Origin of the sequence: Burkholderia pseudomultivorans, from assembly GCF_001718415.1 — a bacterium.
In the GTDB taxonomy this organism is placed as follows: Bacteria; Pseudomonadota; Gammaproteobacteria; order Burkholderiales; family Burkholderiaceae; genus Burkholderia; species Burkholderia pseudomultivorans_A.
The window spans coordinates 2366701-2383770 of sequence record NZ_CP013377.1 but is presented as its reverse complement, the minus strand read 5'-3'; the positions used below and the strand labels follow the sequence as shown (position 1 = coordinate 2383770).

Genomic DNA, 17070 nt, shown 5'->3' with positions numbered 1-17070 from the left:
GTTACGCGCGTGACGCGTCGCGCGGCGACGCCGGCGTTTTCGCCTGCGCGCCTTCGACGAACAGTCGCGCCACCGACTGGAATTCCTTCTTCAACGACAGGCCCGGCACGGTCAGCCAGCGCAGCATGGCCGCGAGATACAGGTGATGGAACCAGGTCGCGAGCTGTTCGGCCGGCAGCGAGCGGTTCAGTTCGCCGGCCTGCTGGCCCGCGACGATCAGCTGCTGCCAGACGAGCGCGATGTCGCTGCCCTGCGCGTGGTCGCTGTCCGGCGCGGCTGCACCGATGCTCAGGAAGCGATGCCGCAGATACGCGAGCAGATGGACCGGATGCTGCTCGCACCATGCCGCGGAGGCATCGAGCACGCAGCCGACGCGCGCCGCGAAGCTTTTGCGGCGCGCGACGTCGCGCTGCAGGTGCCCGAGATCGCGCGCGAGTTCCTGTTCGAGCCAGTGCGCGAGCACGGCTTCCTTCGTCGCGAAGTGGTTGTACAGCGTGCGCTTCGCGACGTCGGCCTCAGCGGCGATCTGCTCCATCGTCACGGCGTCGTAGCCGTATGCATCGAACAGGCGCGCGGCGGTGGCGGCGAGATGCGCGAGCATCTGGATGCGCTTGCGCGCGCGGCGGCCCGGATCGTCGGTCGGAATCGGCATGGCGAGCATTGCGGAAGAAAGTGTACGAATTGCATTAGTATACGCCGTGCACTTTTTTGAAACCACGCATTCCCGTCGTGAACGACCAACGAGGTTTTCCGCATGAAGCTCGTCATCGCCACCTACGGCACCGAAGGCGACACACGCCCGCTTGCAGCGCTGGGCCGCGCGCTGATCGATGCCGGCCACGAAGTCCTGCTGCTGGCCGACCGCGCGACGCTCGGCTCGGCCGCAGCAGCCGGCGTGCCGGCGGCCGCACTGTCCGGCGACATCCGCCGCGCGATCGCGCCGGACGGCGCGTTGTCGGATGCCGTGCGCGGGCGGGGCGGTTTCAACGACACGTCGAAGGCGCTTGCGGCGATCGCGAACGCGAATACGGCGGCCTGGATGCGCGAAGTCGCGGAGGCATCGGCGGGCTGCGATGCGATCGTCGTGTCGGGGCTCGTGTCGTTCGTCGGGCTGTCGGTCGCCGAGTATCGGCGCGTGCCGGCGATCGGCGCGGGGATGATCCCGATCACGCCGACGGCCGCGTTTGCATCGCCGTTCCTGCCGCCGCGCAAGGTGCCGCGCTGGCTGAACCGCGCGAGCCACCGTTGCGTGAATGCGCTGCTGTGGCAGGCGTTCAGGCGCGCGACGAACGCGGCGCGCGCAGGCGTGTGCGGCTTGCCGCCGCGCCGGCGCGTGTGGACCGATCATCCGATGCTGTACGGCGTATCGCCTGCGCTGCTGCCCGATGTCGGCGACTGGCCCGATCATGCGCGCGCGTGCGGCCAGTGGCGCGTCGCCGCCGCGCCGCAGTGGACGCCGCCGCCCGCACTCGCGGCGTTTCTCGACGCGGGCGAGCCGCCCGTGTATGTCGGCTTCGGCAGCATGGGCGGGTTCGATCGCGGCGCGCTCGCCGCGGCGCTGGCGACGGCGCTCGACGGTCGGCGTGCGCTGTTCTATCCGGGCTGGAGCGGCATCGATGCGGCGCTGCTGCCGCCGCAGGTATGCGTGATCGGCGACACGCCGCATGACTGGCTGCTGCCGCGCACGTCGCTCGCGATTCATCACGGCGGTTCGGGCACCGCGCATTCGGCCGCGCGCGCGGGCATTCCGTCGGTCGTCGTGCCGTTCGCGGGCGATCAGTTCTTCTGGGCGGACCGCTTGCAGCGGCTCGGCGTCGCGGACCAGGTCGCGGGCCGGCGGTTGCAGGCCGCCGCGCTCGCTCGCGCGATCGCGTTTGCCGAACGCAACGACACGCGGGCGCGCGCAACGGAGCTTGGTGCGCGCATCGCGCGCGAAGACGGCGCGACGTGCGCGGTTGCCGCGATCGAACGATGGGTGCGCGCCGGCGTGCGCTGACGCCGGCGCGACGCGTGCGTCAGAAGTGCCCGGTGAACCGGTATCGGCTGCCCGGATGCCACAGGTTCGCCACCGACGCGACCATGCCCTGCGACCACGTGCGTCGATGCAGCATCAGGCACGGCTCGCGCTCGTCCATCGTCAGCAGGCGGCGCGTTTCCGTATCGGGCATCGCGGCCTCGATCCGGTATTCGACGCGCTGCAGCGGCGCGACGCGCGTCAGGTACTGGTTCGGTGTCGTCGTCGTGAAATCCTGCAGCGCATATTCGGGCGCGCAGGCCGGATTGACCCAGCGTTCCTCGAGCTGCACGGGCGTGTCGTTCTCGAAATGCAGCACGCGTGAATGGAAGATCGGGCTGCCGGTATCGAGCCGCAGCTCGTCGGCCAGTTTCGCGTCGGCGATCGCCGCGCCGACTTCGAGCACCTGCGCGCGATAACCGTGGCCGCGCGCCGCGACTTCATCGGAGATGCTGCGGATCGCGACCAGCGTCGATTCGTATTTCGGCGACGCGACGTAGGTGCCCGAGCCGCGCGTGCGCGTGAGCACCTGTTCGGCCGTCAGTTCGCGCAGCGCGCGGTTGACGGTCATGCGCGCGACGTTGAATTCGCGCGCGAGTTCGTTTTCCGACGGCACCTGGTCGCCTTCCGCCCATTCGCCGGCATGAATGCGCGCGAGGATGAAGTCCTTGATTTCCTGATAGATCGGTGTGGTCATTGCATCGCTGTTCGAGAGACGGCGGACCGCGCGCCGCGCGCCGGTCCGCGCGTACCGCACGGTTATCGCTGCCGTTTCGTATCGTCGTTTGCCGCCGGCGGCCGTGCGCGGCGACGTCAAGTATAGACAAGCTCGCCGGCCGCTTCGGCAACGGGATGCTGCCGCGTGTGCGCGATCGCATTTCTCGGCCGTCCCTTCGTTTCGGCGATTTCTTGACGCAGTCCGGCCGCCTGCGGGGCGGCGTCGTTTCAGAGGACGATGTCTAGACAGATATGAGCCATATGCCGGCTTGGCAATTCATCCGACGAAACGCGTCATTTCTCTGAAAGGTGTTCGCATATATTTGAAATAAAAGAGAATTTACCAGAATGACGGGCGCGCCCGACGAATAGAGATAAACACGGATTGCGGGTGCAGACCGGTAAACGGCAAAGTTGTATGTACAACTTGGGTGTCCGGACGAAGGCGCGCAGGTTGGGCAGGGGCCGCGCCCCTGACGTGCTTGGCCACTTACAGGAATGCCATGAAGAAACTCGTGCTCAGTGTTGCCCTCGCCTGCCTCGCCGTCGGCGCCCACGCGAAGGATTGGTCGACGATCCGCTTCGGCGTCGATGCCAGCTATCCGCCGTTCGAATCGAAGGACGCGAGCGGCAAGGTGGTCGGTTTCGACGTCGATCTCGGCAACGAAATCTGCCGCCGCCTGAACGCGAAGTGCGTCTGGATCGAAAACGACTTCGACGGAATGATCCCCGCGCTGAAGGCGAAGAAGTTCGACGGCGTGCTGTCGTCGATGTCGATGACGCCCGCGCGCGCCGAGCAGATCGCGTTCTCCGACAAGCTGTTCAACACGCCGACGCGCCTCGTCGCGAAGAAGGGCTCGACGCTGCAGCCGACGGCCGAATCGCTGAAGGGCAAGACGGTCGGCGTCGAGCAGGGCACGATCCAGGAAACCTACGCAAAGACCTACTGGGCGCCGAAGGGCGTGCAGGTCGTGCCGTACCAGAACCAGGACGGCGTGTACCAGGACCTGATGTCCGGCCGTCTCGACGCCGCGCTGCAGGACGCGGTGCAGGCCGACCTCGGCTTCCTCAAGACGCCGCGCGGCGCGGGCTTCCAGTTCGCGGGCGCCGACATCGACGATCCGAAGACGCTCGGCAACGGCGCGGGCATCGGCCTGCGCAAGGACGACGCCGACCTGAAGGCGAAGATCGACGCGGCGATCGCCGGCATGCTGAAGGACGGCACGTACAGGAAGCTCGAAAAGAAGTATTTCGCGTTCGACGTGTACGGCGGCTGACGCTTCTGCGGCGCGCGCGGCCGGTCCGCACGCGCCGCCCGTCTCTCTGGATGGATACGCTGACATGATTTTCCAAGGATTTGGCCCGCTGCTGTGGGCCGGCACGGTCGAAACCGTGAAGCTCGCGGTGCTGTCGCTCGCCGCGTCGCTGATACTGGGCCTCGCCGGCGCGGCCGCGAAGCTGTCGACGAACCGCGTGCTCAAGTCGCTCGGCACGTTCTACACGACGCTGATCCGCGCGGTGCCCGACCTCGTGCTGATGCTGCTGCTGTTCTACGGGATCCAGATCCTGCTGAACAACGCGACCGACCTGCTCGGCTGGGACCAGATCGACATCGACCCGTTCGTGGCCGGCGTCGTGACGCTCGGCTTCATCTACGGCGCGTACTTCACCGAGACCTTTCGCGGCGCGTTCCTCGCGGTGCCGCGCGGCCAGCTCGAAGCGGGCTTCGCATACGGGATGAACGGCTGGCGCGTGTTTCACCGCATCCTGTTCCCGCAGATGATGCGCTTTGCATTGCCGGGGATCGGCAACAACTGGCAGGTGCTCGTGAAGGCGACCGCGCTGGTATCGATCATCGGCCTGGCCGACGTCGTGAAGGCGTCGCAGGACGCGGGCAAGAGCACGCTCGATTTCTTCTTCTTCACGCTTGCGGCGGGTGCGATCTACCTCGCGATCACGACGGTGTCGAACCTCGTGCTGCACCATCTCGAGAAGCGTTACTCGGCCGGCGTCCGGAGGCTTGCACTGTGATCGAAATCATCAGCCAGTACTGGCAGAGCTATCTCTATACCGACGGCTACCGCTTCAGCGGTCTCGCGATCACGCTGTGGCTGCTGGTCGTCTCGATCGTCGCGGGCTTCGCGCTGGCGGTTCCGCTCGCGATTGCGCGCGCGTCGTCGAACCGCTGGATCTCGGGGCCCGTCTGGCTCTATACCTACGTGTTCCGCGGCACGCCGCTCTACGTGCAGTTGCTGATGTGCTACACGGGCATCTACAGCCTGCAGGTCGTGCACAACCACGTCCTGCTCGATGCGTTCTTCCGCAACGCGATGAACTGCACGCTGCTCGCGTTCGTGCTGAACGAGGCCGCGTACGCGACGGAGATTTTCGCGGGCGCGATCAAGGCGACCGCGGCGGGCGAGATCGAGGCCGGTCTCGCCTACGGGATGTCGCGCTTCAAGCTCTATACGCGCATCATCCTGCCGTCCGCGCTGCGCCGCTCGCTGCCGAGCTACAGCAACGAAGTGATCCTGATGCTGCACGCGACGACGCTCGCATTCACCGCGACCGTGCCCGACGTGCTGAAGGTCACGCGCGACGTGAACTCCGCGACTTACATGTCGTTCCAGGCGTACGGCATCGCGGCCGTGATCTACGCGGCGGTCGTGTTCGCGCTCATCTGGGCGTTCCGCAAGCTCGAGGCACGCTGGCTTGCCTACCTGTCGCCCCGCGGCCACTAACGCATTCGCGCATTCGAAAGGAAACACACGCATGTACAAGCTCATCGTCGAGGACCTGCACAAGAAGTTCGGCGACAACGAGGTCCTGAAGGGCGTCACGATGAAGGCGAAGGCCGGCGACGTGATCAGCATCATCGGTTCGAGCGGGTCGGGCAAGAGCACGTTCCTGCGCTGCATCAACTTCCTCGAGCAGCCGTGCTCGGGGCAGATCACGCTCGGCAGCGAGGCGATCCGGACCACGCGCGACCGCAACGGCTCGCTGCGGGTGGCCGACCAGAAGCAGCTGCAGCGGATGCGCACCAAGCTGTCGATGGTGTTCCAGCACTTCAATCTGTGGGCGCACATGACGGTGCTCGAGAACGTGATCGAAGCGCCGATGGCCGTGCTCGGGATCGGCAAGGACGAAGCCGTGACGCGCGCGCGCAAGTATCTCGAGAAGGTCGGGCTGCCGTCGCGGGTCGAGACGATGTATCCGTCGCATCTGTCGGGCGGCCAGCAGCAGCGCGTCGCGATCGCGCGCGCACTGGCGATGGAGCCCGAGGTGATGCTGTTCGACGAGCCGACTTCGGCGCTCGACCCGGAGCTGGTCGGCGAAGTGCTGAAGGTGATGCAGGCGCTGGCCGAGGAAGGGCGCACGATGGTCGTCGTCACGCACGAGATGGGTTTCGCGCGCAACGTGTCGAATCACGTGATCTTCCTGCACCAGGGGAAGATCGAGGAAGAGGGCGATCCGCACGAGATCCTCGTCAACCCGAAGAGCGAACGGCTCGGGCAGTTCCTGTCGGGACGGTTGAAGTAATCCGTTTGAAATGCGTGCGCGCGGCTTCGCTCCCGAGCCGTGCGCATCATCCTTCGTCGAGCCCTCGCTCGACGTGCTTTCCTTTGGCTTCCGAACGGATTCGGCCGTGAAAGCTTCGAAAGCCGAAAGGACGGCGCCACGGCGCTTTTCAGCGCCAACCTGCAGCGATGTCAAAGATCGTCAATTTCGGATGCGTGCGGTGCACGGCTCGTCGTCGGCCGGCGTTAAGGACATAACAGCCGGACGACCGGCTGGCCTACCCAGGAGAATGTCATGACCCGCATCGCAAAGATCCTGACGGCTGCGGCCGTCGCCTGTGCGGTCCTCGCGCCGACGCTTGCCGAAGCGCATTCGCACCGCGTGTGCCATTTCGACCATCACCACCATCGCGTGTGCCGCTGGGTGCGCTGATCGTCCCGAGCCCGGGCAATTCCACTGACAGGGAGCAAACATGAACAAGACGATGTTGATCGCCGCGCTCGTCGCCGGCATGGGTATGTCGATCGGTGCGTTCGCACAGGTTCCGGCCAGCGCGCCGGCTGGCACGACCGGCCTGTGCAAGGACGGTTCGTTCTATTCGGGCGCGTCGAAGAAGGGCGCATGCGCGGGTCACAAGGGCGTGAAGACCTGGTACGGCGCATCGGCGGCCGCGGGCGCGAGCGCGCCGGCCGCGATGGCGCCGGCGACCGCGGCTTCCGCACCCGCTGCCTCGGGCGCCGCGCCCGCGAAGGGCGCGCCTGCGACGACCGCGGCAGCGGGCGGCGGTGCAGGCAAGGTGTGGGTCAACGACAGCACGAAGGTCTACCACTGCTCGACCGACAAGTACTACGGCAAGACCAAGCACGGCAGCTACATGTCGGAAGCGGATGCGAAGGCGAAAGGCTTCCATCCGTCGCACGGCAAGGCCTGTTCGTAAGCCGGATGCGGGGGCCCGGCCCCCGCGCGTTGCCTGACGGCTGTCGGGCATTCCTGTCGCCCGCCGCCGCGGCGGGTCGGCCGAAGCGACGCACGGCGTCGCGGCGCCGACCTTGCCGCGACGGCGGGCGCTTCGCCTGCACGGCCGGCGTGCCGGTGCGCAAACTGGAACGCGACATGCTTGTCACGGGGATCCTGTCGATCAAGGAGCACCGCGATGAGCACGCCGACCGCCACCCGTTTCTCCCACGTGAAGCCGCAGGACACGGCGTTTCAGGGCGAGGGCCTGCGCGACTTCTTTCTGTATCGCGATCTCGGCATTGCGGCCGCGACGAACGGAAAGGTCGTCGCGCAACTTGTCAGGGCAAATCATGCACCGGAGGCGGGCACCGGCTGGCATCGTCACGAGGCGGAGTTCCATATCGTGATCATGCTGAAGGGCTGGGCGCGCTTCATGTACGGCGAGCAGGAAACGCTGGTCGCTGCCGGCGACTGCGTGCACCAGGCGCCGGGAATCGTCCACTACCTGTTCGACTACTCGCCCGACATGGAGTACCTGGAGATCGTCGGGCCGGCCGACTTCAAGTCGATCGACGTCGACGGCCCCTGCGCGGTGCCGGCGCCGACGCCCTGGGGGGAAGCGGGCGCGTAGCGGCGCCAGCCCGGCCGTCATCGGTCCGGCGTGGCGCGCTGCGCGTTCAGTGAGGCTGCGGCGAGGCCGCGTCCGCCGCGGCCGCACTCGCACGACTGGCCGCCTGCGCGTCCAGCAACGCACGCAGCGTCACGTAGTGGACGCCGTGCGTGTGGCCTGCCGCCTCCGCCGTGCGATCGTACGGCTCGTTGTCGTGGATCGTCGCGCGCACGATCGGGTAGATCTGCGATTCCCAGCGGCTGCCGTTGAACACGCCGTAGTGGCCGGCGCCCGTCTGCACGTGATGCGTCTTCAGATACGGCGGCAATCCCGAGCACAGCTCCTGCGCGGCCACGGTCTGGCCGACCGCGCAGATGTCGTCCTTTTCGCCTTCGATCGTCAGCAGCGCGGTGCGATGAATCGCCGCCGGCTCGACGAGCGTGCCGCCGACCGTCAGTTCGCCGCGCGCGAGCGCATATTGCTGAAACACCTTCTCCACCGTTTCCAGATAGAACTCCGCGGTCAGGTCGGCCGTCGCGAAGTATTCGTCGTAGAAATGCCGCAGCGTGTCGGCTCTGGCGGGGTCGCCCTTCGCGCGCTCGTAATACAGGTCGGCAAACGAGGCCGCGTGCCGGTCGGGGTTCATCGACATGAACGCGGCGACCTGCACGAATCCCGGATAGACGCAGCGTTGCGCGCCGACGAAGCCGGTCGGCACGACGCTGATCAGATGCTTCGCGAACCATTCGATCGGGCGGCTCGTCGCGAGCGCGTTGACCTTGGTCGGATTCACGCGACAGTCGATCGGGCCCGCCATCAGCGTCAGGCTCGCAGGCTGCGCCGGATCGCCGCCGGCCGCCATCAGCGCGACTGCCGCGAGCGCCGCGACCGTCGGCTGGCAGATCGCGAGCACGTGCGCATCGGGCCCGATGTGGCGGATGAAGTCGATCACGTGCGCGACGTATTCGTCGAAGCCGAAACGCCCGGCCGTCAGCGGGATGTCGCGCGGGTTGTGCCAGTCGGTGATGTACACGTCGTGGTCGGCGAGCATCGTGTGCACCGTGCCGCGCAGCAGCGTCGCGAAGTGTCCCGACATCGGCGCGACGATCAGCACGCGCGGCTGGCGCGCGACCGGCCCTGCCTTGCGGAAATGCAGCAGCGTGCCGAACGGCGTGATGGCTTGCGCCTCCTCGACGATCGGCACGGCGGTGCCGTCGACGACGATCGACTCGATGCCGAACGGCGGGCGCCGATGCGAGAACGCGCAGCATTCGAGCAGTTCGCACAGCGCGTCGAGCAGGCGGCCCGACGGCGTCGAGGCCGCCGACGGCCACAGCGACAGCGTCGCGCGCGTGCAGGCCGCCCATGCGCGCGCCGGGCGCAGGCATTCTGCAGACCATTGATAGAACGGGTAGGCAAGCAGGTTCATGACCGTCGCTCGTAGCGCTGCGTTGTAGAGAACGAGGCAAGCCGTGTGCCAAGTGCGCGGCTGGCACGCGCGTTGCACGCGATTGGGCAACACGGCGGCGCGGATGGTGCGCGGCAGCGCGGGCGCCGCGCGCAGCGAGCGCGCGCCGATTGTGCCGATCGCGCATGCGGCGACAGCGTGCGGAGCTGCGCCAGTTCGGCGAATGCGTCGCACCGGCATGGTGCGGTCGAGCCGCCCGACCTCCGTTTCGGTGCGCGGGCACGCACGGCATCCAGCAGGGGAGCGACATGGAATCCACCGGACAGACGACGCTGACGATCAGCAGCCGCAACTACTCGTCGTGGTCGATGCGAGGCTGGCTGCTCGCGAAGCTGAGCGGGCTCGCGTTCGAGACGGTGAGCGTGCCGATCGATGCGGCGTCGCGCGCCGAGCTGCTGCTGCTGTCGCCGTCGATTCTCGTACCGTGCCTCACGCACGACGGCAACCAGGTGTGGGACACGCTCGCGATCGCCGAATACCTGAACGAGATCCGGCCGCAGGCGCGACTGCTGCCCGCGGATCGGCATGCGCGCGCGCATTGCCGTTCGATCTGCGGCGAAATGCATTCGGGTTTCAGTGCGCTGCGCTCCGCGTTGCCGATGAACCTGCGCGCGCATTTTCCCGGCTTCCGGATCTGGTCGCGCGCGCAGCACGACATCGAGCGGATCGTGACGATCTGGCGCGAGTGTCTCGCCGCGTACGGCGGCCCCTGGCTGTTCGGCGCGGAGATCGGCATCGCCGATGCGATGTATGCGCCGGTCGTCACGCGCTTCCTGACCTACGACGTGAAGCTCGAACCGGACATCGCCGACTACTGCATGCGCGTGCTCGCGCAGCCGTTCGTCGCCGAATGGATCGAAGGCGCGAAGGCCGAGCACGAGGATATCGACGAGCTCGACATGGAGTTCTGAGCGCCGCAGTCGCGCCGCAGCTGACGGGCGGCTTTCAATTCGGCGTCGCCGAGGTGGCAAATGACATTTGTTTCGTGCGACCGCATCGCTCGCAAACGTTTGACGTCGATTTCGGATCCGCGCGAGTGTGATTTCCCTAAAGAACCGCGACCGCAATGACGTAAACGGGTCACGGGGACGACCGCCGATCCATGCTTCGAACATGCGACGCGGTCGACGGCAATCAGCGCAGCAGGGGAAACAACTTGAATCGTCAGCAATCGTGGACGCGCACGGCCGCGCCCGGCGAGATCATTTACGCCGAGGGCTTCGCCGGCGAAGCCGTCATCTTCCTGATCGCCGACGGCAAGGTCGAACTGTCGACCCGCTGCGACGACAAGCGCGTCGTGCTCGCCACGCTCGGCCGCGGCGAGTTCTTCGGCGAATCCGCGCTGCTCGCGGCCGAGCCGCGCGCGCATACCGCGAAGGCGCTGTCGTTCTGCCAGCTGACGGTCGTGCCGGCCAGCCTGCTCGACGACGAGATCGAGCGCGTGTCCGCGCTGCTGCGCCATATCGTGCGCACGACGATCCGCCGTGTGAAGCGCAGGGACGACCAGCTCGCGACCTATACGCATGCCGACTTCATGCCGGGCGTGCTGTCGTATGCGCACGTGCTCGCGCTGATGGCGTCCGGCAACGTGCGCGAAGCGGGCGACGCCTGGAGCCGCCGCCCGTTGCAGGCGTATGCGGAGACGGCCGCGGTGCCGCTCGCCGACGTGATCCGCAAATGCCGCGCGATCGCCGGTCATTCGCGCCCGCACGTGATGGCGATGCTGCGGCGCATGGAAAAGCTCAATCTCGTCACGATCGAGGCCGCACAGGCCGACCCGAGCGGCGGCGCGGGCGAGCACGCGGCGTCGGCCGACGCGCGTCAGGTCGTTGCGTTCGATGCGGCGCGCATCGTCGATCGCGCACAGCAGGTCGCGGATCGCGAGCTCGACCTGTCGATCAACAGCGAACTGGAGCTGATCGAACTGGCCGATCTCGAATCGCTGATCGGCGTCGACCGGAAGCTGCTGCTCAACAAGCTGTCGCATGGCGAGATTGCCGACGAACTGTTCGCGTTCCGCAAGTCGAAGGTGCTTGGCTACGTCGAGCAGAAGGGCGTCGCGTATTTTTCCCGGCGCAACGTGCGGCGTGCCGGCGACATCCGTTCGCTCGAGGATCTCGCGTGGATCGACGCGCGCACGCTGTTCGATGTCGTCGCCGCGTTCGACACCTACGATCTCGCGAAGCTGATGGCGAGCGTCGACGATCGCGCGGTGGCGGACCGGCTGTTCTCGGTGATGACCGAGGTGCGGCGCAACGAGGTGTCGTGGGTGATGCGTCGCGACCTCAAGCTCGATCCGGTCGAGGTGGAGGAGATCGAGCAGCGCCTGCTCGACGCGGTGCGGGCGGCCAAGGCGCCGAGCGCGGGCGCGACGTCATCCGTGCCGTCCGAATCCGACGTCTGAGGCGCGCCATGGACCTGCTGACATTGGCTGGCGTGGTGCTCGGTGGCGCGGCCATCGTGTTCGGCTTCTCGCTCGAAGGCGGCCACCTGGCGACGCTGTTCCAGCTCGAAGCGTTCGTGATCGTGCTGGGCGGCACGCTCGGCGCGGTCATGATCCAGAACACGTGGGCGCGCTTTTTCGATGCGGTGAAGCAGTTGCGGCTCGCGTTCGTGCGGGCGGCCGAGGTCGATCGCACGCATCTGTCGGCGCTGCTCGAATGGGGCGATCGCGCGAAGCTCGACGGGCTGCTCGCGTTCGAGTCGATGGATGTCAGCGGCATTCATCCGTTCGCGCGGCGCGGCATCGAACTGCTCGCGAACGGCATGTCGACCGCTGTGATCGAGGACGCGCTGCAGCGCGAACTCGACGCGTACGAGCGCAGCCATCTGGCCGCCGCGCGCGTATGGCAGCAGGCCGGCGGCTATGCGCCGACCTTCGGCATTCTCGGTTCGGTGCTCGGGCTGGTGCAGGTGACGAGTCACATTCTCGAACCCGCGCAGCTCGGGCCCGGCATTGCGGTCGCGTTCGTCGCGACGCTCTACGGGCTCGCGTTCGCGAACCTGGTGTTCCTGCCGCTCTACGGAAAGCTGCGTGCGCAGCTCGACAGCGAACTGCGGTTTCGCAAGCTGTATCTCGACGGCCTGCTGGCGATTTCGCGCAAGGAGTCGCCGCATACGATCGAGACGCGGCTGACCGGCGATGTGCGCGGCCGTGCATCGGAGTCGCTCGCATGAGCGGCGCGTGCCATTCCGGTTGGCCGAAAACGGCAGCGGCGGCGATCCATGCGGCGCTTCGCGATGAACGCGCGAACTGACGGCGCGCGGGCGGGCGCGGGTTCCGCCGAGCGCGACGACGAGGACGCCGAGGGCACGCAGGCGGGGCGCTGGCTGATTTCGTACGCGGATCTCGTCACGACGCTGATGGTGCTGTTTCTCGCGCTGTACGTGCTGCAGCTCGCGAAATACAACGCACTCGATGCGCGCTATCGGACGCTGGAGCGAAGCGGCGGCAGTCAGGCGAGCGCGACCGATGCCGCCGCACCCGCGCGCCCGCCGGCCTGGCTGGCGCTGCTCGATTCGCTGAAGGCGCACGGCGGAATTTCGCTCGTGAAGGCGCCGCACGGCGTCGAGATCGGCATCGACGCAAAGATCCTGTTCAATGTCGGCGACGCCCGCCTGCTGCCGGAGTCGGCGCCGGTGCTGGACCGGATCGCACTGGCGCTCGGCGCGCACGCGACCGGCGACATTCTCGTCGAAGGCCATACGGACCGCGTGCCGATCGCGAACGCGAAATACGAATCGAACTGGGAGCTGTCGTCGGCGCGTGCGGGCAGCGTCGTCCGTTATCTGGCCGAGCGGGGCGTCGCGCCGCATCGGCTCGCGGCGGTCGGCCGCGCCGATACGCAGCCGTTGGTCGCGGGCGACGATGCGGCGTCGCGCGCCCGCAATCGGCGCGTGACGATCTTCGTCGCGTATTGACGACGCCGCGCGCCGTCAACGACATATCGGATTTGATATGACGGATATCAAGAATCAGCAATGATGTTCCGCGCATTGCGTGCCGATAACCCGAACTGGCTCGAACGAGCGGTTACCGAGGGTTCTCCATGCATTTCTGGCGCAAGCTTTCCATTCAGAACAAGCTGATTCTCAGCATGACGAGCTGTCTGCTCGTGTTCGTCGCGATTTCGAGCGGATTGAGCGTCCGCCTGATCGGCAACGCGGTGCGCGAGCGCGTCGTCCGCGAGGAATTGCCGACGGCCGTCAACGGCATTCGCGCGGACGTGCAGCGCCAGCTTGCAGGGCCGATCGCCGCATCGCGCATTCTGGCGCGCGATGCGTTCCTGCTGCAGTGGGAAGCCGACGGCGAACCCGAGGCCGGCGCGCGCAACTGGATCCAGCTCGCGCGCAACGTGAAGGACGAGCAGAAGGCCGCGTCCGTGCAGTGGGTGTCGGTGAAGAGCGGCAACTACTACAACGAAGCCGGATTGCAGCGCAAGGTCACCGACCAGGATCAGTGGCTCACGCGTTTCCTGTCGTCCGGCATGCCGTATGAAGTGCACATGGATCACGAAGTGACGGTCGGCGGCTACATGATGTTCATCAACAGCCGCGTCGAACTCGACGGCGTGCCGATCGGCGCGGCGTGCATGAGCCTGTCCGTCGATGCGCTCGCGAAGGGGATTGCCGCGTACCGGATCGGCGAGACCGGCTTCGCCTATCTGGTGCGCCCGGACGGCGCGATCATGATGCATCGCGATACCTCGCTGATCGACGGCAAGCATTTCATGAAGGATCGGCCGGGCCTGCCGGACGATGCGTCGTCGGTGTTGCTGAGCGGCAAGCCGTATGCGTACATGAGCTACGACGGTGAAGGCGGCGCGCGCTTCATCGCGACCTCGTTCGTGCCGGAGCTGAATGCGTACGTGGTCGTCGAGGTGCCGCAAGACGAACTGCTCGGGCCGGTGACGCGTGCGATCCATGGTGCGGCGCTGGTGGCGGCCGTGGTCGGTCTCGGGGTCGCGCTGGCGGTGATCTGGTTCGTCGGGCGGGCGATCGCCGCGCCGATCCGGCGCGCGGCGACGCTGCTGTCGGAGATCGCGAGCGGGCACGGCGACCTGACGCGCCGGATGACCGTCGAGGGCGGGGACGAGATCGGCCAGTTGTCGGACGCGTTCAACCGCTTCGTGTCGTCGCTGTCGACGCTCGTGCACCGGATCCGTGCGGCTTCGGCGTCGATTGCGACCGGGTCCGCGCAGATCGCGTCGGGCAACGCGGATCTCAGCGCGCGGACCGAAGGGCAGTCGAGCAATCTCGAACGAACCGCTTCGTCGATGGAAGAAATTACGGCCGTCGTCAGGAACAACACGGAGACGGCCACGACCGCGGCGACGATGATCAATGGCGCATCGGATGCGGCCGCGCGCGGCGGGCAGGTGGTGGGCGAAGTCGTAAGCACGATGGAGCAGATCAGCAACGCATCGCAGCGGATCTCCGAGATCATCGTGATGATCGACAGCATTTCGTTCCAGACGAACATCCTCGCGCTGAACGCGGCGGTGGAGGCCGCGCGGGCCGGCGAGCAGGGCCGCGGGTTCGCGGTGGTCGCGTCGGAAGTGCGGAACCTGGCGCAGCGCAGTGCGCAGGCGGCCAAGGAGATCAAGGCGCTGATCGAGCACAGCGCGGGGACGGTGAACGTCGGGTCGCGGCTCGTCGCCGAGGCGGGGGCGGTGATGAGCGATGTGGTGTCGCAGGTGCAGGGCGTCAGCGCGATGATGCGCGAGATCGCCGAGGCGAGCCTCGAGCAGAGCGCCGGCATCGACCAGATCGGCGACGCGGTGCAGTCGCTCGACCAGATGACGCAGCAGAATGCGGCACTGGTCGAGGAAAGCGCGGCGGCGGCGGAGAGCCTGCGGCAGCAGGCGGCGGAACTGACGACGCTGGTTGCGGCGTTCAAGGTGGATGAATGAAGCGCGCGTGACGGCTTGAAATCGCGCGTTTGCGGAGCGCGGCCGTCGTGGAATCGCGGCGGCCGTTTTACCTCGCGGCGTGTGAAAGACGGCCTTCGCTTATGTGCGGACTGAAGTTCGGCATGCGCCGTCTACCGAACCCGCTTCCCGCGATCTTCTAGCTGCGCGATTCCAGCGCGATGCGTACCGCGAGCCCGGCCAGCACCGTGCCCATCAGCCAGCGCTGCACCAGCGCCCAGCCCGGCCGACGCGCAAGAAATTCCGCGATGGAGCCGGCCATGCTCGCGATCAGCGCATTGACGCTGACGCTCACCGCGATTTGCACGCAGCCGAGCGCGAGCGATTGCGCGAGGACGCTGCCATGTCCCGGTGAAATGAACTGCGGCAGCAGCGACAGATACATCACCGCGATCTTCGGGTTCGCGAGGTTCGTGACGAAGCCCATCGTGAACAGTTTCAGACGGCTGTCGTGCGGCAACTGCCGGACCTGGAACGCCGAGCGTCCGCCCGGCTTGAGCGCCTGCCACGCGAGATAGGCGAGATACAGCGCGCCGGCAACGCGCAACGCGTCGTACGCGTACGGCACGGTCAGCACGAGTGCGGTGATGCCGAATGCCGCGCAAAACATGTAGAACACGAAGCCCAGCGCAACGCCGCCGAGCGACAGCAGGCCCGCGCGTCGGCCCTGGCAGATCGACCGCGAGATCAGGTAGATCATGTTGGGCCCGGGCGTCAGGACCATGCCGAGCGACACGAGTCCGAAAGCGAGCAGGGTGGACATCGGCGGCACGGGGGTCTCCTTCGGGGCGGGAAAGTCGGGTCGACAGGCTCCGTGCAATGTATTGCATATCGAGCGCATTCGGCATGAATAATCTGCAAGCCGTGCATGAGCGCCGCTCATCGGACGGCGGCCCGCTACTTTTCTTTTGATGCCCGCTTCGAGGTTCGTTTTCCGCGCGCCGTGCCGGCTTTCGCGCGCTGTTCAGCGACGAGCCTGACGAATTCGTCGGTGACCGCATTGCCGGTCCTGTTCCACGCCAGCCGCACCGAACGCTGCAGCTTTGGCGACAGCGTCAGCACGCGGCCGGCGAACGGCGTGTAGGTGAGCGTGATGCGCGGCACGATCGACACGCCCATGCCGGCCTCGGCCATCGACAGGATCGTGCGCATCTCGACCACGTTGAAGGCGGCCCGCAGCGGCACGCCGCCGCGCGCAAAGTAATCCGCGATCACGGGCCCGCAACCGGCCTTCGAGAAAATGAACGGCTGCGCGGACAGGTGCCTTGCCGACACGCTCTTGCGATCGTCGAAGGTGCCGGCCGCCGCGACCGCGACGAAGTCCTCGTCGAGCAGCGGCCAATGGTTCGCGAAGGTGTTGCTGCCCGCCACCACGCCGACATCGGCGGTGCCGTCCTCGATCCATCCTTCGACTTCCGCGTCGGTGCCTTCGAGCAGCACTGCCGACACGCCCGGATGCATCTGCTTCAGCGCCTCGAGCGCGGGTGCGACGAACGCGAGCGACACGCTCGGCAGCGACGCGACCACCAGCCGGCCTTCGAGCTTGCCGCGCGACAGGCTGAACTGCTGGCGCAGCGTCTGCGCTTCGCGCACCACGTTGCGCACGTACGGCCACAGGCGTTCGCCGGCCGCCGTCAGTACGACGGGCTGACGGTCGCGCACGAGCAGCTTGACCCCCGTGAGGTCCTCCAGTTCGGTCAGCGCGTGACTGATCGCGGACTGGCTGCGGTTGAGCCGGTCGGCAGCGGCCGTCAGCGAGCCGAGTTCGACCACGGCGGCGAGCGCCTGCAACTGGGCGAGCGTCATTGGCGTCCCTTCTGTCGATGCATGTGAACCGCGCATGAAACGGCGGCAT

18 protein-coding genes are annotated in these 17070 nt (G+C 67.1%); 13 read left to right on the top strand and 5 right to left on the bottom strand.

Annotated features, from left to right (window positions below; all coding sequences use genetic code 11):
- Window position 1 precedes the first annotated feature (1 nt).
- On the bottom strand, window positions 2–652 hold the full coding sequence (locus tag WS57_RS10250) for a TetR/AcrR family transcriptional regulator (protein ID WP_069244366.1): 651 nt from the start codon (window positions 650–652) through the stop codon (window positions 2–4).
- Window positions 653–754: 102 nt separating this feature from the next.
- Between WS57_RS10250 and WS57_RS10245 the strand changes: the two genes are divergently transcribed.
- Window positions 755–1996, top strand: coding sequence for a glycosyltransferase (locus WS57_RS10245; protein ID WP_069244149.1), 1242 nt, complete (start codon window positions 755–757; stop codon window positions 1994–1996).
- A gap of 19 nt (window positions 1997–2015) precedes the next feature.
- Here WS57_RS10245 and hutC read toward each other — a convergent pair whose 3' ends face one another.
- On the bottom strand, window positions 2016–2711 hold the full coding sequence (gene hutC / locus WS57_RS10240; protein WP_040131856.1) for a histidine utilization repressor: 696 nt from the start codon (window positions 2709–2711) through the stop codon (window positions 2016–2018).
- A gap of 523 nt (window positions 2712–3234) precedes the next feature.
- On the opposite strand from hutC, the gene WS57_RS10235 reads away from it, so the two are divergent.
- The 7 genes from WS57_RS10235 (at window position 3235) to WS57_RS10210 (ending at window position 7838) form a co-directional block, all read left to right on the top strand.
- Window positions 3235–4008 (top strand): ABC transporter substrate-binding protein, encoded by a 774-nt coding sequence (locus WS57_RS10235; protein WP_040130329.1) that lies wholly within the window; start codon window positions 3235–3237, stop codon window positions 4006–4008.
- Between the two features lie 64 nt (window positions 4009–4072).
- On the top strand, window positions 4073–4762 hold the full coding sequence (locus tag WS57_RS10230; RefSeq protein WP_040130328.1) for an ABC transporter permease: 690 nt from the start codon (window positions 4073–4075) through the stop codon (window positions 4760–4762).
- Entirely contained in the window at window positions 4759–5472 is a 714-nt protein-coding gene (locus WS57_RS10225) for an ABC transporter permease (protein WP_059519112.1), read from the top strand. The genes WS57_RS10230 and WS57_RS10225 overlap by 4 nt, the downstream gene beginning before the upstream one ends.
- A gap of 31 nt (window positions 5473–5503) precedes the next feature.
- Window positions 5504–6271: an ABC transporter ATP-binding protein gene (locus tag WS57_RS10220; protein ID WP_059519110.1), complete on the top strand. Its 768-nt coding sequence runs from the start codon at window positions 5504–5506 to the stop codon at window positions 6269–6271.
- A gap of 273 nt (window positions 6272–6544) precedes the next feature.
- Window positions 6545–6682, top strand: coding sequence for an HHHH-motif protein (locus WS57_RS37585; RefSeq protein ID WP_167361720.1), 138 nt, complete (start codon window positions 6545–6547; stop codon window positions 6680–6682).
- Window positions 6683–6722: 40 nt separating this feature from the next.
- Entirely contained in the window at window positions 6723–7187 is a 465-nt protein-coding gene (locus WS57_RS10215) for a DUF3761 domain-containing protein (protein WP_059519108.1), read from the top strand.
- A 216-nt stretch (window positions 7188–7403) separates the two neighbouring features.
- Window positions 7404–7838, top strand: coding sequence for a cupin domain-containing protein (locus WS57_RS10210; RefSeq protein ID WP_059480772.1), 435 nt, complete (start codon window positions 7404–7406; stop codon window positions 7836–7838).
- A 46-nt stretch (window positions 7839–7884) separates the two neighbouring features.
- Here WS57_RS10210 and WS57_RS10205 read toward each other — a convergent pair whose 3' ends face one another.
- Complete coding sequence (locus WS57_RS10205) at window positions 7885–9246, bottom strand: polyhydroxyalkanoate depolymerase (RefSeq protein ID WP_040130325.1); 1362 nt, start codon at window positions 9244–9246, stop codon at window positions 7885–7887.
- Window positions 9247–9533: 287 nt separating this feature from the next.
- Between WS57_RS10205 and WS57_RS10200 the strand changes: the two genes are divergently transcribed.
- From WS57_RS10200 to WS57_RS10180, 5 genes are all read left to right on the top strand, one after another.
- Window positions 9534–10196 (top strand): glutathione S-transferase family protein, encoded by a 663-nt coding sequence (locus WS57_RS10200; protein ID WP_059519104.1) that lies wholly within the window; start codon window positions 9534–9536, stop codon window positions 10194–10196.
- 245 nt (window positions 10197–10441) lie between these two features.
- Entirely contained in the window at window positions 10442–11689 is a 1248-nt protein-coding gene (locus tag WS57_RS10195; RefSeq protein WP_059519102.1) for a Crp/Fnr family transcriptional regulator, read from the top strand.
- Between the two features lie 8 nt (window positions 11690–11697).
- Window positions 11698–12462 carry a flagellar motor protein gene (locus tag WS57_RS10190; protein ID WP_069244148.1) on the top strand — a complete coding sequence of 255 codons (765 nt, stop codon included), beginning with the start codon at window positions 11698–11700 and terminating at the stop codon, window positions 12460–12462.
- A gap of 63 nt (window positions 12463–12525) precedes the next feature.
- Window positions 12526–13206 (top strand): OmpA/MotB family protein, encoded by a 681-nt coding sequence (locus WS57_RS10185; protein ID WP_009691714.1) that lies wholly within the window; start codon window positions 12526–12528, stop codon window positions 13204–13206.
- Window positions 13207–13334: 128 nt separating this feature from the next.
- On the top strand, window positions 13335–15197 hold the full coding sequence (locus WS57_RS10180) for a methyl-accepting chemotaxis protein (protein WP_069244147.1): 1863 nt from the start codon (window positions 13335–13337) through the stop codon (window positions 15195–15197).
- 157 nt (window positions 15198–15354) lie between these two features.
- Here the strand turns inward: WS57_RS10180 and WS57_RS10175 are convergent, their stop codons facing one another.
- Window positions 15355–15987 carry a LysE family translocator gene (locus tag WS57_RS10175; protein ID WP_069244146.1) on the bottom strand — a complete coding sequence of 211 codons (633 nt, stop codon included), beginning with the start codon at window positions 15985–15987 and terminating at the stop codon, window positions 15355–15357.
- A gap of 125 nt (window positions 15988–16112) precedes the next feature.
- The gene (locus WS57_RS10170) at window positions 16113–17021 is read right to left on the bottom strand and encodes a LysR family transcriptional regulator (protein ID WP_059519096.1); all 909 of its coding nucleotides are present in this window, start codon (window positions 17019–17021) and stop codon (window positions 16113–16115) included.
- Between the last annotated feature and the right edge of the window lie 49 nt (window positions 17022–17070).

Bases quoted from the DNA above. Each gene is read 5' to 3' on its own strand.
- hutC (WP_040131856.1), bottom strand. From the start codon at position 2,711: ATGACCACACCGATCTATCAGGAAATCAAGGACTTCATCCTCGCGCGC.
- WS57_RS10180 (WP_069244147.1), top strand. From the start codon at position 13,335: ATGCATTTCTGGCGCAAGCTTTCCATTCAGAACAAGCTGATTCTCAGC.
- WS57_RS10170 (WP_059519096.1), bottom strand. From the start codon at position 17,021: ATGACGCTCGCCCAGTTGCAGGCGCTCGCCGCCGTGGTCGAACTCGGC.
- WS57_RS10205 (WP_040130325.1), bottom strand. From the start codon at position 9,246: ATGAACCTGCTTGCCTACCCGTTCTATCAATGGTCTGCAGAATGCCTG.
- WS57_RS10230 (WP_040130328.1), top strand. From the start codon at position 4,073: ATGATTTTCCAAGGATTTGGCCCGCTGCTGTGGGCCGGCACGGTCGAA.
- WS57_RS10215 (WP_059519108.1), top strand. From the start codon at position 6,723: ATGAACAAGACGATGTTGATCGCCGCGCTCGTCGCCGGCATGGGTATG.
- WS57_RS10210 (WP_059480772.1), top strand. From the start codon at position 7,404: ATGAGCACGCCGACCGCCACCCGTTTCTCCCACGTGAAGCCGCAGGAC.
- WS57_RS10250 (WP_069244366.1), bottom strand. From the start codon at position 652: ATGCCGATTCCGACCGACGATCCGGGCCGCCGCGCGCGCAAGCGCATC.
- WS57_RS10245 (WP_069244149.1), top strand. From the start codon at position 755: ATGAAGCTCGTCATCGCCACCTACGGCACCGAAGGCGACACACGCCCG.
- WS57_RS10190 (WP_069244148.1), top strand. From the start codon at position 11,698: ATGGACCTGCTGACATTGGCTGGCGTGGTGCTCGGTGGCGCGGCCATC.
- WS57_RS10185 (WP_009691714.1), top strand. From the start codon at position 12,526: ATGAACGCGCGAACTGACGGCGCGCGGGCGGGCGCGGGTTCCGCCGAG.
- WS57_RS10235 (WP_040130329.1), top strand. From the start codon at position 3,235: ATGAAGAAACTCGTGCTCAGTGTTGCCCTCGCCTGCCTCGCCGTCGGC.
- WS57_RS10200 (WP_059519104.1), top strand. From the start codon at position 9,534: ATGGAATCCACCGGACAGACGACGCTGACGATCAGCAGCCGCAACTAC.
- WS57_RS10220 (WP_059519110.1), top strand. From the start codon at position 5,504: ATGTACAAGCTCATCGTCGAGGACCTGCACAAGAAGTTCGGCGACAAC.
- WS57_RS37585 (WP_167361720.1), top strand. From the start codon at position 6,545: ATGACCCGCATCGCAAAGATCCTGACGGCTGCGGCCGTCGCCTGTGCG.